The sequence below is a fragment of the Pantoea stewartii subsp. stewartii genome (genome assembly GCF_008801695.1).
GTDB lineage: Bacteria > Pseudomonadota > Gammaproteobacteria > Enterobacterales > Enterobacteriaceae > Pantoea > Pantoea stewartii.
Map to the genome: position 1 here is coordinate 1 of NZ_VZPF01000022.1, position 14,048 is coordinate 14,048.

The window sequence follows — 14,048 nt, forward strand, 5'->3', positions numbered from 1 at the left end:
CAGAATCTGCCTGGCGGCTGTAGCGCGGTGGTCCCACCTGACCCCATGCCGAACTCAGAAGTGAAACGCCGTAGCGCCGATGGTAGTGTGGGGTCTCCCCATGCGAGAGTAGGGAACTGCCAGGCATCAATCAGGTGAAGAAGCCCCGTACGAAAGTACGGGGCTTTTTTACGTCGGTTATTCGCCTGAAACCGAAAGGGACGAGCCGCACCTCAGCGGAAGCCGCGCTACCGCCGGCCCCACAGCCGTGAAACTCGCCTCATTGGTGGGCTGGCTGACTTCCGCAACGTCGATTTCTACCTGTCGCCAGCAGGCTCGTCCACATAAAGTGCATCACGGGCCAGCTCAGGCAGACGCGTATCAGGGTTAAAGCGGAAAGATCTGTGGATCACCCTATAAGCCGTCAGTAAACCCGCCTGAATCACCCATATCCGATCAATGTACAGGCGAGCACTGGCTGGGCCAGCTCACCCTTGCTGAATACAGCACGATTCAGGCATGCACCGTCGACGACAGCGTTTCCTCAGTCGCTAAAAAGCGGAGTTTTATAAAGGATGACGGTGGATTTACAACGTGGTGCATCATCCGGACAGGAAAGGTCAGAACCGTACCTCTGTCAGAGACGGAGGTACGGTCAGAAACGAGAGCGGTCAGTGAATAACCTGGGACAGGAAAGCGCGGGTACGTTCTGACTTCGGATTTGCAAAAAACTCCTGCGGTGGCGCAACCTCCACGATCTCGCCGCGATCCATAAAGATCACCCGATCGGCAACGGTACGTGCAAAGCCCATCTCATGCGTGACACACAGCATCGTCATGCCATCTTCTGCAAGCCCAATCATGGTATCCAGCACCTCTTTCACCATTTCCGGATCCAGGGCAGAGGTGGGCTCATCAAACAGCATAATTTTAGGTTTCATGCACAATGAACGCGCAATCGCGACACGCTGCTGTTGGCCGCCTGAAAGTTGTCCAGGAAACTTATGCGCATGTTCAGCAATGCGTACGCGCTGCAGATAGTGCATCGCAAGCTCCTCCGCTTCTTTTTTGGCAATCTTACGCACCCACATCGGCGCTAGCGTACAGTTCTGCAAAACCGTAAGGTGAGGAAAAAGATTAAAGTGCTGAAAGACCATACCGACTTCAGTACGAACGCGCTCTATATTCCGTACGTCATCATTCAGATGAATACCATCGACCACAATCCGCCCCTTCTGATGTTCCTCCAGATGGTTGATACAACGAATCGTCGTCGACTTTCCTGACCCTGACGGACCGCATAGCACGATACGTTCGCGCGGTTTCACCTGCAGATTAATGTCTTTCAGCACATGAAACTGGCCATACCATTTGTGGCGCCTGCGTGGGCTTGCTGAGCAACGGCGAGCAGCGAAGCCGCAGCAACCAGAGTAGAGAGCATCATCTTTTTCATAAAGCATCCTGTGTGGCATGTCGTGTTGTGTTGTTATGTAGTGCGCACTTTGGTGTGCGTTTCCTGTCTGTGGCGATCAGCCATCCACGACTTTGCAAAGCCAGTGCCAGGTTTGCAGAATTCTGAATTCACCTGAAATATCGGGTAATAATCTGAATTATCCGGAAGGCTGCAATAATATGGCGCACCAAAAGGATGCATTTCGAGTCGGGTAGATCACATTTAGTGCAATTTGTTTCACTATTTAGCAACAGTGTGAGCCTGTTTGCATGTGGCTGATGTAAGCAGACATGAGATTGCTTAAAAAGGTAGCCGTGCTCACAAAAGGCCGACAGGGCTGGGCTGAAGGGCATGGTGGTACAAAAGACAAAGACCGCGAAGAAGAGAAAATGTGAAAGGTAAGTCTGTTAAAGTCACGCTGGCGACTGCAACTACAGTTACCATATGTGATGCAACTGTTTCAGCGTTTTTAAAAAAATTTGCGTAGTAACGCACAAATAAAAACGCCAGCCCGAAGGCTGGCGAGATTAACGGTGTGAACCTGAATCAGTTCATGCCGTATTTTTTCAGTTTCTTACGCAGCGTACCGCGGTTGATACCCATCATCAGGGCAGCACGGGTCTGGTTGCCACGGGTATACTGCATCACCATGTCCAACAGAGGCTGCTCGACTTCAGCCAAAACCAGCTCATACAGGTCACTCACATCCTGACCATTCAGTTGAGCAAAATAGTTCTTCAGTGCCTGTTTAACCGAATCACGCAAAGGTTTTTGAGTTACCTGATCCTGTGAGTTAACGGTAGAAACGGTCAGTACGTCAGAATTTACGCGTTGTTCGAACATAGTTCTTTCAGCTCTTTATTTCGTTACGCAAGATTTTCGAAGTATGCCTCCAACGCCTCCAGCTGTTCGCTGGCATCCTCAATGGCGTTGAATGTGCGCCGAAACTGGTCATTTGGGGCATGTTCCTGGAGATACCAGGACACGTGCTTCCGCGCTATACGGTATCCCTTGCCTGGACCGTAAAAGTCGTGCAGCTCACGTATATGCGAAACAAGCAAACGCTTGACCTCTGCCAGTGGCAGCGGGGCAAGCAGCTCCCCAGTGTCCAGATAATGCTGGATTTCCCGGAAGATCCACGGTCTTCCCTGAGCAGCACGTCCTATCATCAAAGCGTCGGCTCCGGTGTAGTCGAGCACTGCTCTGGCTTTATGCGGGTCAGTTATGTCTCCGTTCGCGATAATCGGAATAGAGACACTCTGCTTAACTGTCCGAATGCTGTCGTATTCAGCGTCTCCGTTGAACAGGCAGGCACGAGTGCGGCCATGTATCGTCAAAGCCTGAATGCCACAACGCTCAGCCAATTGGGCAATCGCGACACAGTTTCTGTTTTCTGGATCCCAACCGGTACGGATTTTCAATGTGACCGGTACATCAACCGCATTTACCACGGCAGAGAGAATAGACTCGACCACGGTAGGATATTGCAGTAAGGCCGACCCCGCCATTTTGCGGTTCACCTTTTTGGCTGGGCAACCCATATTAATATCAATCACCTGTGCACCAGCATCGACATTAATACGTGCAGCCTGAGCCATCTCACTGGGATCACAGCCTGCAATCTGGACGGCACGAATGCCGGGTTCATCACTGTGCACCATGCGTAAACGAGATTTGTCACTGGCCCACACTTCGGGATTGGATGACAACATCTCAGAAACCGCCATTCCTGCACCCATCTCATGACAAAGCGTTCTGAAAGGCCTGTCTGTAATACCGGCCATCGGTGCCGCAATCAGTCGATTTCTCAGCTGGAGGTTTCCAATGCGCATGAAGTCGTAATGCCATACTGTGTCTGCAAGGCGGCGTATATTACGCATTTTTTTCTTAAGATGAAAGGCCAAACTTTGAACAATTCGCAAGAAAACTGCTTTTAGTCTGCTCTGACAAGGGTGTTATGGATAAATGGCATTAAAAATCATGGCTTTATCCAGTTGTGTTTATTTTGTGAACAAAGGTTTTTCCGACGAAGATTCGGCATTCGCCAGATAAAAAACGTCACATACCGTGATTAACGACACAACACGCCGTACAGACGATTGACAAAAGCATAGCGATTGAGCGTGAAAGGCAGCGACGACCAGACAGGTTCGCTTTCATCTGTATGAGGAGAAGGTATACAGCCCTGCGACGTTTGCAGGGCTGAGTCTGACGCTCGCATCGTTTACGACGCTAAGCGTTTTTTACACCCGTAATCCGGCACCATTCTTCCTTAACGGCGACAGGGTCCAGCGCAAAGTGCATGGCATAAGCTTCACAGACACTCTCGGCCTGGCTTTCCAGCACGCCTGATAATCCCAGATGCCCGCCTGGTTTAGGCAGCACGCGGATAAGCGGCGCTAACTCACGCAGCGGTCCGGCAAGAATGTTTGCCACCACCACATCAGCCTGCAGGTTTTCCGGTTGCTGATGCGGCAGATAAAGAGACAGACGGTCCGCCACCCTATTGCGCTCGGCATTGTCGCGGCTGGCCTGAATCGCCTGAGGATCGATATCAATGCCAATGGCCTGCGCTGCACCCAGCTTTAAGGCGGCGATCGCCAGGATCCCAGAGCCGCAGCCAAAATCGATCACCGTTTTACCGTTCAGATCCAGACCGTCGAGCCACGTCAGACAGAGCGATGTGGTGGGATGTGTGCCGGTTCCGAAAGCCAGCCCGGGATCCAGCATGACATTGACGGCATTCGGATCGGGCACATCGCGCCAGCTCGGGCAGATCCACAAGCGTTCGCCAAAGCGCATAGGATGGAAGTTCTCCATCCACTCGCGTTCCCAGTCTTTGTCTTCGATCTGCTCGATCTTTTGGCGAAAATTCTCTCCCAGCAGTGGATGCTGTGAAAGTTCGGCAATGACGCCTTCCATGTCGCTTTCGGCATCGAACAACCCGATAACATCGGTATCGCCCCATAAACGGGTTTCCCCGGGCAGAGGTTCGTAGACGGGCGTGTCATGGGTATCCTGAAAGGTCACTGACACGGCACCGGTTTCCATCAGTGCATCGCTCAGCGCCTCTGCGTTGGCACCAGAACTGTTAATTTTGATTTGAATCCACGGCATAACATCTCTCTTAATTCAGTGTTGTGGTGCGTTAACCACGGCGGGTAAACGCCCAAACAGATTGCCGACCAGGAACGCCAGCAGACTTAACAATAAGGAAGGCACGATGGGATGAAATCCCCACAGTTGCAGGCCCAGGGTTGCCAGAATGGCATAACAGCCTCCGCCCACCACCATCCCGCTGAGCGCGCCTGCGGCATTGGCGCGTTCCCAATATAACCCCAGAACCAGCGGCCACAGGAATACTGCCTCCAGCCCACCAAACGCCAGCAGGTTAAGCCAGATAATCATGTCGGGCGGATGCCAGGCCACGAACAGCAAAACGACACCCAGGGCAAATGTCACCGTGCCCGATAACATCCGCAGTCGTGGCTCATTGTCCAGTTGCTGAGGTGCGAGGCGTAAATACAGATCTTTAACCAGCGTAGCGGAAGCCTGCAACAGCTGCGCATTGATGGTCGACATGATCGCCGCCATCGGCGCCGCTAAAAACAGCCCTGCGGCCAGCGGCGGCAGGACGGTAATCATCAGCGTCGGGATAACCCGATCCGGCACGGTCAGATCGGGCAATATGGCGCGGCCCAGCGCGCCTGCCAGATGCATTCCCAGCATCAGTACCACCACCACGATAGTGCCGAGAACAATCGCCCGGTGAACGGCTTTACTGTCCTTGTAGGAAATACAGCGGACAGCGGTATGGGGCAGACCGATAACGCCAAAGCAGACCAGAACGATAAACGAGCTCAGGAACGTCGGCGTAATGATATCGCCCGGCCCCTCAGGAGACAGCAGTTTGGGATCAATCGCATGCAGTTTTTCTACAGCAGTGTGGATCCCTCCGGCATGGTGAATAATCGCAAACAGCAGCAAAAAGGTGCCAATCAGCATCACAATGCCCTGCATGGCATCGTTAAGCACGCTGGCCCGGAAGCCGCCAAATGCCGTATAAAGCGCGATAGTTCCACCGAAGATCAGTAATCCCGTGTCGTAGGGGATACCGGCTGCGGTTTCCAGCAGGCGTGCGCCACCGATAAACTGCACGGCCATCGCGCCCACAAAGGCAACGAGTAAACTCAGGCTGGCCAGGACCACCAATAGTGTGCTGCCATAGCGCGCATAGAGCATATCGTTAAGCGTGACCGCATTATGCTTACGCGCCAGAATGGCAAATTTCTTCCCCAGTACACCCAGTGAAAGCCACACAGCAGGAACCTGAACCATGGCCAGCAGCACCCAGCCCAGACCATATTTATACGCTGCGCCTGGGCCACCGATAAAGGAGCTGGCGCTGATATAGGTGGTGGTGATGGTCATAGCCAGCACAAATCCGCCCATCGAACGGCTACCCAGAAAATACTCGGTCAGGAAATTTCCTTTGCGCTGTTTACGCATCGCAAAGATGGACAGACCGGCAATAACGACCAGATAAGCCAACAGTGGCAGGATGATTTCAGTGTTCATCTTCCTCCTCAAGAGACATCTCACGGAAGCGTGTACGGACCATTAGCCAGCACAGAAAAATGAACAGCAGAGGCGCAAAAATGCAGGAGAGCTCAAACCAGCGTGGCAAACCGGTTATGCCAACCGCATCGCCGCCCGACCAGGCGGAAATGCCCCAGACAGCCAGCCAGGCCAGCGTGAGATAGAGCGACCAGCGAGCCTCTTTGTGAGCCTGTAAAAAACGCGCGTCCATGATGTGACCTTAACGCCTGCGGGAAAAGAAAAAGGCCGGAATATCCGGCCTCAGACTAACTCAGCGTTGCGATTACTTCTCGTGCAGGCCGAGTTTTTTCTCCAGATAGTGGATATTGGTGCCACCGTGCTGGAAGTTTTCATCGGACATGATTTTCATCTGCAGTTCGATGTTGGTTTTGATGCCGTCGATAATCAGCTCCGCCAGCGCGTTTTTCATACGGGCAATAGCGATATCACGGGTTTCACCGTAGGTGATGAGCTTTCCGATCATGGAATCATAATACGGCGGCACGCTGTAACCCGCATAAATATGGGATTCCCAACGCACACCAAAACCACCCGGTGCATGGAAACGGGTAATCTTACCAGGGCTTGGCAGGAAGGTGACCGGATCCTCGGCGTTGATACGGCATTCAACCGCATGACCACGAATAATCACATCTTCTTGCTTGATTGACAGCGGCTGGCCAGCAGCAATACGCAGCTGCTCTTTAATCAGGTCGACGCCGGTGATCATTTCGGTGACCGGATGTTCAACCTGAATACGGGTGTTCATTTCAATGAAATAGAACTCGCCATTCTCGTACAGGAACTCAAACGTCCCTGCGCCGCGATAGCCGATATCGATACAGGCTTTAGTACAACGCTCACCGATGAATGAACGCAGCTCTGGCGTAATGCCCGGTGCTGGCGCTTCTTCCACGACTTTCTGGTGGCGGCGCTGCATAGAACAGTCACGCTCGCCCAGATAGATGGCGTTGCCCTGGCCATCAGCCAGAACCTGGATTTCGATGTGACGTGGATTTTCCAGATACTTCTCCATGTACACCATGTCGTTGTTGAAAGCCGCTTTGGCTTCCGCTTTCGTCATGTTGATGGATTGTTCCAGATCTTTGTCACTGCGCACAACGCGCATACCACGACCGCCGCCGCCGCCGGAGGCTTTAATAATGACCGGATAGCCGATGCGCTTGGCGAAGGCACGGTTTTTTTCCATGTCATCGGTCAGTGAGCCATCGGAGCCAGGTACGGTCGGCACGCCAGCTTTATTCATCGCCGTGATGGCCGACACTTTATCGCCCATCAGGCGGATGGTGTCAGCTTTTGGGCCCACAAAGATAAAGCCAGAGCGCTCAACCTGCTCAGCAAAATCCGCGTTCTCAGACAGGAAGCCGTAGCCAGGGTGAATCGCCACCGCGCCGGTTATTTCTGCAGCAGAGATCAACGCCGGGATGTTGAGATAACTTTTGACCGACTGTGCCGGGCCGATGCAAACCGTTTCGTCTGCCAGCAGCACGTGTTTCAGGTCACGGTCCGCGCTTGAGTGAACAGCGACAGTCTTAATGCCCAGTTCTTTACAGGCACGCAGAATGCGCAGTGCAATCTCACCGCGGTTAGCAATAACAATTTTATCCAGCATGGTTCGCCCCGTTATTCGATGACAACAAGTGGCTCGTCAAATTCTACCGGATGACCACTTTCGACCAGAATGGCTTTAACAACGCCAGATTTGTCGGCTTCGATCTGGTTCATCATTTTCATGGCTTCAACGATGCACAGCGTGTCACCGGCATTGACTTTCTGGCCCACTTCCACAAACGCTTTCGCATCCGGGCTTGGTGTGCGGTAGAAGGTACCGACCATCGGTGAACGTACGATGTGACCACTGATTTCTGCTGGTGCAGCTTCTGCGACAGCGGCAACAGGTGCCACGGCGCTCGCCAGCGCCGGTTGCTGAGCAACAGGCGCAGCATAAGCCTGCTGCATCATCGGATAACCAGTGTTTGCAGGTGCACGACTGATACGAACAGACTCTTCACCTTCGGAAATCTCCAGCTCAGAAATGCCAGATTCTTCAACCAGTTCGATCAGTTTTTTAATTTTACGAATATCCATGAATGGGGTTCCGTACTCAGTTTGATTAATTAGCCTGAGACAGGCGCTTTACTGCCGTTTGTAATGCCCACGAGTAGCCATCGGCGCCAAGCCCACAAATAACGCCCGCAGAGACATCAGAAAAATAGGAATGTTGGCGGAAGGGCTCGCGGCTGTGCACATTTGACAGATGAACTTCGATAAAGGGAATGTCCACTGCTAACAGCGCATCACGAAGTGCGACGCTGGTGTGCGTAAACGCGGCAGGATTGATGATGATATAATCCACGTTGCCTTTTGTCTCATGAATGCGATCAATGAGCTGATATTCAGCATTGGACTGCAAATGGCTTAACGCTACATTCAACTGGTCTGCCTGCTGCACCAGACGAGAAACGATCTGATCCAGCGTGACGTCCCCGTATTTTTCAGGCTCGCGCGTTCCCAACAGATTAAGGTTGGGACCGTTCAAAAGCAGAATATGTAATTTATCGGCCATCTTGCTGCCATCTCCCGCAATCATTGAGGCATCGCGTAAAATACCTTGCCGCTTTCCATTTGTCACCCGTCACGGTGAAAAAGAAGCGTCAAATCGCAATAAAGCCGGCTATTATATCCGTTTCGTGGCATTTCGCAGCAAAATACTGGTCTTATCTGCGAAGTTGATCGGATGCGGTCCGGAGACCGCATTTATGCAGACGATAGCGGGGAAAAGAGCGGTTAACGCGGCCACCACTTAATGAACTTTTTGTAGCGCCAGGCTAACAGGACCAGAGCTAAAAGCGCATAAATAATGGGTTGCGGCGAAAGGATTTTGACTGACCAGAGATAATGGACAGGTGCCAGGATCGCGACCAGATAGATCAGGTTATGCAATGTTTGCCACCGTTTGCCGAGTTTACGCTGCATGCGCTGGAAAGACGTGACGGCCAGCGCCAACAAGATAAACCAGGAGAGGATCCCCAGCGTCAGATAGGGCCGGGAAATCAGCTCACTGCCCAGCAGGCCGATGTTATTTATTCCCAGCTCCAACAGGTAGTAGCTGGTCAAATGCAAACTGGCCCAGAAAAATGTCCAGATCCCCAGCAGGCGTCGGGTCCGAATGAGCAGGGGTTGTTTTATCAGGCGCGTTAAGGGCGACACCAGCAACGTAGCCAGCAGCAGTTTCAATGCCATTCGGCCGGTAAAATGCTGGATATCCTTTGCCGGGTCGGCGCTCAGTCCACCGTGCATCGCGGCCATGATCAAATAAACCAACGGCAGGAACGCAGCCAGATGCAACAGGACTTTAAGCCAGCCGATCTGCTTTATTGTCAGGCGCACTCAATAATTCTCCCGCAAATCCATGCCGCGATAGAGCGAGGCAACCTGATCGGCATAACCGTTGAAGAGTAACGTGGGCTGACGATCCACATTAAAGCTACTGCCCGGCCCAATAAAACGTTCGGTCGCCTGTGACCAGCGTGGATGGTTCACATGGGGATTCACGTTGGCATAGAAACCATACTCATTGTCGGCAATCTGATTCCATGTCGTTGGCGGTTGATCGTGAGTGAGCGTAATTTTCACAATGGACTTGATGCCCTTAAAGCCATATTTCCACGGAACCGTCAGGCGAATCGGCGCACCATTCTGCGGCGGCAGCGCTTTACCGTATACGCCCGTTGTCAGAATCGTAAGCGGATGCATCGCTTCATCCAGACGCAAACCTTCTACATAAGGGTAATTGAGCCCGCCGCCGATAAACCGGTCTTTTTGCCCTGGCATCTGATCGGGCGCGTACAGCGTCTGGAAGGCGACGAAGCGGGCTTTGCTGGTGGGTTCTGCCAGCTTCAGCAGTTTATTCAGTTCAAATCCGATCCAGGGAACGACCATCGACCAGGCTTCAACACAGCGCATGCGATAGATTCGTTGCTCCATCGCGAAGCGCTTAAAAATATCATCCATGTCCAGCGTCACGGGCTTAGCCACTTCGCCCTCAATTGTCAGTTTCCAGGGATCGGTTTTTAGGGTACCGGCGTTCGCCGCAGGATCGGCTTTATCCAGACCGAATTCGTAGAAATTGTTGTATCCGGAAACTTTATCGGCGGGCGTTAAGGGCAGGTTAGCCTGGTACTGGGCGGGTTTGGTAAAGTCAAGCGGACGGCCTGCGGGGGCAGCAGGGCGGTCGTTGCCTTTGAACCAGCTCAGGATATCAGCATTTGCCATGCCGGGAAGGCCCATGGCTGCGGCACCCAGCCCCAGCGTCTGAAGCACCCGACGACGGTTCATATTAAAGATGCTTTCTGGCGTTACATCTGCTTCGGTCAGGCTTTTAGTCGGCTTCATCGTTTTTCTCCAGGCGCGATAGTCTCAACCAGCATGATGACTATTACTTATGCTGGCGAATTTCGCTGCAAAAATGTGAAATTTCCTGGCTTCGCTCTCAAATGGGAATCCACTGAAAAATGTAGAATCAGGCGCTGTGAGATCTTCTCAGCGGTATACTTCGCCTTCACGCACAACGCCACTGTTGCCAGACGACATTTGTGTTATTTTGCACAAATTTCTTCCGGCTGCCGTGCAGCGCCAGCGTGATCCGGCGACAACCGAAGTGAAACAGGCACAGGGATGCGATTAACGACCAAACTTTCTGCATTTATTACACTGATTAGCGTACTGGCAATGGTTTTAATGCTGGTGGGTTGTGCTTTTAGTGTTTTCTGGCTCACGCATCAGCGCGTCGAAAGTCGCGTACAGGTGCTGGCGACCGAAGTTGATAACGTCTTGCTGAGCCAGCCTCCCGATGCGCTCAAGGCCTGGCTGGCCCCGATGTTGCCTGTTATTAACGCGGAGCAACTTTCTCTCTATAACGGTCGCCAACCTGTTTTTACGCTGTCCCGCCATGAAAATCAGATGCTCGAGCACGAAAAAAACCGCTATATCCATTTTGACATTGCGCTAATGCACCAACCGGGAATGCGGCTCCAGTTGACGATTCTCGATCCTGCACAAACCTGGCTACGCTCGATTCCTGCGACTTATACCCTTGTCGCCCTCGTGCTGGTTGTACTGATTATGGCGGTGATGCTGTCCATCATCCATCGCTGGCTGGTGCGTCAATGGCGCGGGATGGAACACCTGGAAAGTCGTTCGGCATCGATTCTTGCTGGCGAGCGTACCTTCTTCCGCCAAAAGCAGCGTGATGAGTGGCCGCCCAAAGCCAGTCGGGCGATCGATCAGCTTCTGTCAGATTTACAGGAAGCCGGCGAGCAGCGCGTTCGCATTGATACGTTAATTCGTACCTTTGCTGCGCATGATGGCCGAACCGGGCTGAATAACCGGCTTTTCTTCGATAATCAGTTGGCCACCTTGCTGGAGGACCAGGAAGATGTCGGGACACACGGCGTGGTCATGATGATCCGCTTTCCTGAGCTCGACACGCACGATCACTCGCTTGGACCGGTGCTGGTTGAAGAGTACCTGTTTAACGTCGTCAATATGCTGTCCACTTTTGTCATGCGTTATCCCGGCGCGCTTCTTGCGCGTTATTTTCGCAGTGATTTTGCGGTATTGCTGCCGCACCGCAGCCTGAAAGAGGCCAACAGCATCGCTGACCAGTTAATTAATGCCGTTGATGCGTTACCCCCTATGCGCATGGTGAACCGTGACGACTTTATTCACATTGGTATCAGCGCCTGGCACAGTGGCCAGACGGTGCCGCAGGTAATGGAAAATGTGGAGATGGCGACGCGACGGGCAACGCTGTCCGGTGGCAATAACTGGTCAAACGGTGCGGGCAATCCGCAGGATGCCGGGCGCGGCAGTGTTCGCTGGCGCACTTTGCTGGAAAATACACTCAGTCGCGGTGGGCCGCGGCTCTATCAGAAACCTGCCGTGGACCGTGAGGGCAAGGTTCGTCATCGAGTCATACTCAGCCGCATCTTTGATGGTGATAAAGAAGTGCTGTCGGCTGAATACATGCCACTGGTGCAGCAGCTTGGCATGGTAGAGAGCTGGGACAGGCAGATGGTGTTGCGCATTGCCGCTTTGTCAGAGCTGTGGCCTGAAGAAACACTGGTTATCCCGGTCAGTATCGACTCTCTGTTAAAGCGTCCCTTTGTCGTCTGGTTGCAGCGAATGTTGCTGGCCTGCCCAAAAAGTCAGCGAAAACGATTTTTATTTGAACTTGCGGAAGGGGATGTTTGTCAACACATCAGCCGTTTGATTCCGGTGTTGCATTCGCTCCAGGCATTTGGCTGCCGGATTGCCATCAGTCAGGCAGGATTGACGGTAGTCAGTAGCGCCTATATCAGGCAACTGCCGGTCGCGTTAATCAAGCTGGATGCCGGCCTGGTGCGCAACATTGAGCGCCGTACTGAAAATCAGCTGTTTGTGCGGAGCTTGCTGGACGTCTGCAAGCCGACCGGTACCCGGCTTTATGCGGCAGGCGTTCGCACAAAAGCGGAGTGGCAAACTCTGGTCGAATTAGGCGTTGAAGGCGGGCAGGGCGACCTGTTTTCACCTTCTCAGCCGGTCAACAGTAATGTGAAAAAGTACTCGCAACGTTACCAGATTTAATCGTTTGCCTGAATTCGCCGGTTTTACGCCAGCTTTTAGTGAATACAGGACAACAAACAGGCAGAAGAGAGCGCCTGAAATGTTAGATTTTATGTCGGAGTAAAGTTAAGAAAATTCTTTAACAAGCAGCTCTGATAGCGTGATATCGCTGTTCCGCTCGTGTGCGAAACAGCTGTAAATGATTTAATGCGAATGTCGCCTAATTTTTCACCGAAGCAGAACGTTTTTGCGCCTTGTGGCAGCTTCGTGTGGTTGGTAAAGTAAGCGGATTTTATTTTCCGCCTCCAGCTTGCAGGATTATCCCTTAGTATGTTTAAAAAATTTCGTGGCATGTTTTCCAATGACTTGTCCATTGATCTGGGTACCGCGAACACCCTGATTTATGTAAAAGGACAAGGCATCGTGCTGAACGAGCCTTCCGTAGTGGCTATTCGCCAGGATCGTGCCGGCTCACCTAAAAGTGTAGCGGCCGTTGGTCATGACGCCAAACAGATGCTAGGCCGTACACCGGGCAATATTGCAGCCATTCGTCCTATGAAAGATGGCGTTATCGCCGACTTCTTCGTGACCGAGAAAATGCTGCAGCACTTCATTAAGCAGGTTCACAGCAACAGCTTTATGCGTCCAAGTCCGCGCGTGCTGGTATGTGTGCCTGTCGGTGCCACGCAGGTTGAGCGCCGCGCAATCCGCGAATCTGCCCAGGGGGCGGGTGCACGTGAAGTGTTCCTGATTGAAGAACCTATGGCGGCCGCCATTGGCGCTGGCTTACCGGTTTCTGAAGCGACCGGGTCAATGGTAGTCGATATTGGTGGCGGTACCACTGAAGTTGCCGTCATTTCTTTGAACGGCGTGGTTTACTCTTCTTCCGTGCGTATCGGTGGTGACCGCTTCGATGAAGCCATCATTAATTATGTGCGCCGTAATTACGGTTCACTGATTGGTGAAGCCACAGCGGAACGTATCAAGCATGAGATCGGCTCTGCTTACCCAGGTGACGAAGTGCGTGAGATCGAAGTGCGTGGTCGTAACCTGGCAGAAGGTGTGCCACGCGGCTTTACCCTTAACTCAAATGAAATCCTTGAAGCCCTGCAAGAGCCGCTTACCGGAATTGTGAGTGCAGTAATGGTCGCGCTGGAACAGTGTCCGCCAGAACTCGCCTCTGACATTTCCGAGCGTGGCATGGTCCTGACGGGCGGTGGTGCGCTGCTGAGAAATCTGGATCGTCTACTGATGGAAGAAACAGGCATTCCTGTTGTCGTCGCGGAAGATCCGCTGACCTGCGTTGCGCGCGGCGGCGGTAAAGCCCTGGAAATGATCGACATGCATGGCGGCGATTTATTCAGCGAAGAATAATGGCCTCAACCGGCTG

Annotated in this window: 12 protein-coding genes, 1 rRNA gene and 2 pseudogenes; 3 read left to right on the forward strand and 12 right to left on the reverse strand. The window is 52.7% G+C overall.

From position 1 onward, the window contains the following. The first annotated feature begins 9 nt into the window (after positions 1–9). Positions 10–125, forward strand: a 5S ribosomal RNA gene (gene rrf, locus F7Q90_RS08105). 525 nt (positions 126–650) lie between these two features. Here the strand turns inward: rrf and F7Q90_RS08110 are convergent. From F7Q90_RS08110 to msrP, 12 genes and pseudogenes are all read right to left on the reverse strand, one after another. After that, a pseudogene (locus tag F7Q90_RS08110) lies at positions 651–1,355 on the reverse strand (amino acid ABC transporter ATP-binding protein); the annotation flags it as partial. Then, positions 1,352–1,432: pseudogene (locus F7Q90_RS27830) on the reverse strand (hypothetical protein); the annotation flags it as partial. The pseudogenes F7Q90_RS27830 and F7Q90_RS08110, both read right to left, overlap by 4 nt. A 546-nt stretch (positions 1,433–1,978) precedes the next feature. Then, positions 1,979–2,275 (reverse strand): DNA-binding transcriptional regulator Fis, encoded by a 297-nt coding sequence (gene fis, locus F7Q90_RS08120; RefSeq protein ID WP_003855228.1) that lies wholly within the window; start codon positions 2,273–2,275, stop codon positions 1,979–1,981. Positions 2,276–2,298: 23 nt separating this feature from the next. Beyond that, positions 2,299–3,264, reverse strand: a complete 966-nt coding sequence (gene dusB, locus F7Q90_RS08125; RefSeq protein ID WP_006120988.1) for a tRNA dihydrouridine synthase DusB — start codon at positions 3,262–3,264, stop codon at positions 2,299–2,301. A gap of 400 nt (positions 3,265–3,664) precedes the next feature. Next, positions 3,665–4,549, reverse strand: coding sequence for a 50S ribosomal protein L11 methyltransferase (gene prmA, locus F7Q90_RS08130; protein ID WP_006120987.1), 885 nt, complete (start codon positions 4,547–4,549; stop codon positions 3,665–3,667). Positions 4,550–4,564: 15 nt separating this feature from the next. Continuing rightward, the gene (panF, locus tag F7Q90_RS08135; protein ID WP_006120986.1) at positions 4,565–6,010 is read right to left on the reverse strand and encodes a sodium/pantothenate symporter; all 1,446 of its coding nucleotides are present in this window, start codon (positions 6,008–6,010) and stop codon (positions 4,565–4,567) included. Next, complete coding sequence (locus F7Q90_RS08140; protein ID WP_006120985.1) at positions 6,000–6,242, reverse strand: YhdT family protein; 243 nt, start codon at positions 6,240–6,242, stop codon at positions 6,000–6,002. The genes panF and F7Q90_RS08140 overlap by 11 nt, the downstream gene beginning before the upstream one ends. A gap of 72 nt (positions 6,243–6,314) precedes the next feature. Then, entirely contained in the window at positions 6,315–7,664 is a 1,350-nt protein-coding gene (accC, locus tag F7Q90_RS08145) for an acetyl-CoA carboxylase biotin carboxylase subunit (RefSeq protein ID WP_006120983.1), read from the reverse strand. 11 nt (positions 7,665–7,675) lie between these two features. Beyond that, entirely contained in the window at positions 7,676–8,140 is a 465-nt protein-coding gene (gene accB, locus F7Q90_RS08150) for an acetyl-CoA carboxylase biotin carboxyl carrier protein (RefSeq protein ID WP_006120982.1), read from the reverse strand. A gap of 25 nt (positions 8,141–8,165) precedes the next feature. Continuing rightward, complete coding sequence (gene aroQ / locus F7Q90_RS08155; protein ID WP_006120981.1) at positions 8,166–8,618, reverse strand: type II 3-dehydroquinate dehydratase; 453 nt, start codon at positions 8,616–8,618, stop codon at positions 8,166–8,168. A 221-nt stretch (positions 8,619–8,839) separates the two neighbouring features. After that, entirely contained in the window at positions 8,840–9,442 is a 603-nt protein-coding gene (gene msrQ / locus F7Q90_RS08160) for a protein-methionine-sulfoxide reductase heme-binding subunit MsrQ (RefSeq protein ID WP_006120980.1), read from the reverse strand. Beyond that, positions 9,443–10,447: a protein-methionine-sulfoxide reductase catalytic subunit MsrP gene (msrP, locus tag F7Q90_RS08165; RefSeq protein ID WP_006120979.1), complete on the reverse strand. Its 1,005-nt coding sequence runs from the start codon at positions 10,445–10,447 to the stop codon at positions 9,443–9,445. 282 nt (positions 10,448–10,729) lie between these two features. Here msrP and csrD point away from each other — a divergent pair, with 282 nt between their 5' ends. Beyond that, positions 10,730–12,679: an RNase E specificity factor CsrD gene (gene csrD / locus F7Q90_RS08170; RefSeq protein WP_006120978.1), complete on the forward strand. Its 1,950-nt coding sequence runs from the start codon at positions 10,730–10,732 to the stop codon at positions 12,677–12,679. Between the two features lie 309 nt (positions 12,680–12,988). Further along, positions 12,989–14,032: a rod shape-determining protein MreB gene (gene mreB / locus F7Q90_RS08175; RefSeq protein WP_003855260.1), complete on the forward strand. Its 1,044-nt coding sequence runs from the start codon at positions 12,989–12,991 to the stop codon at positions 14,030–14,032. Positions 14,033–14,048: the final 16 nt, after the last annotated feature.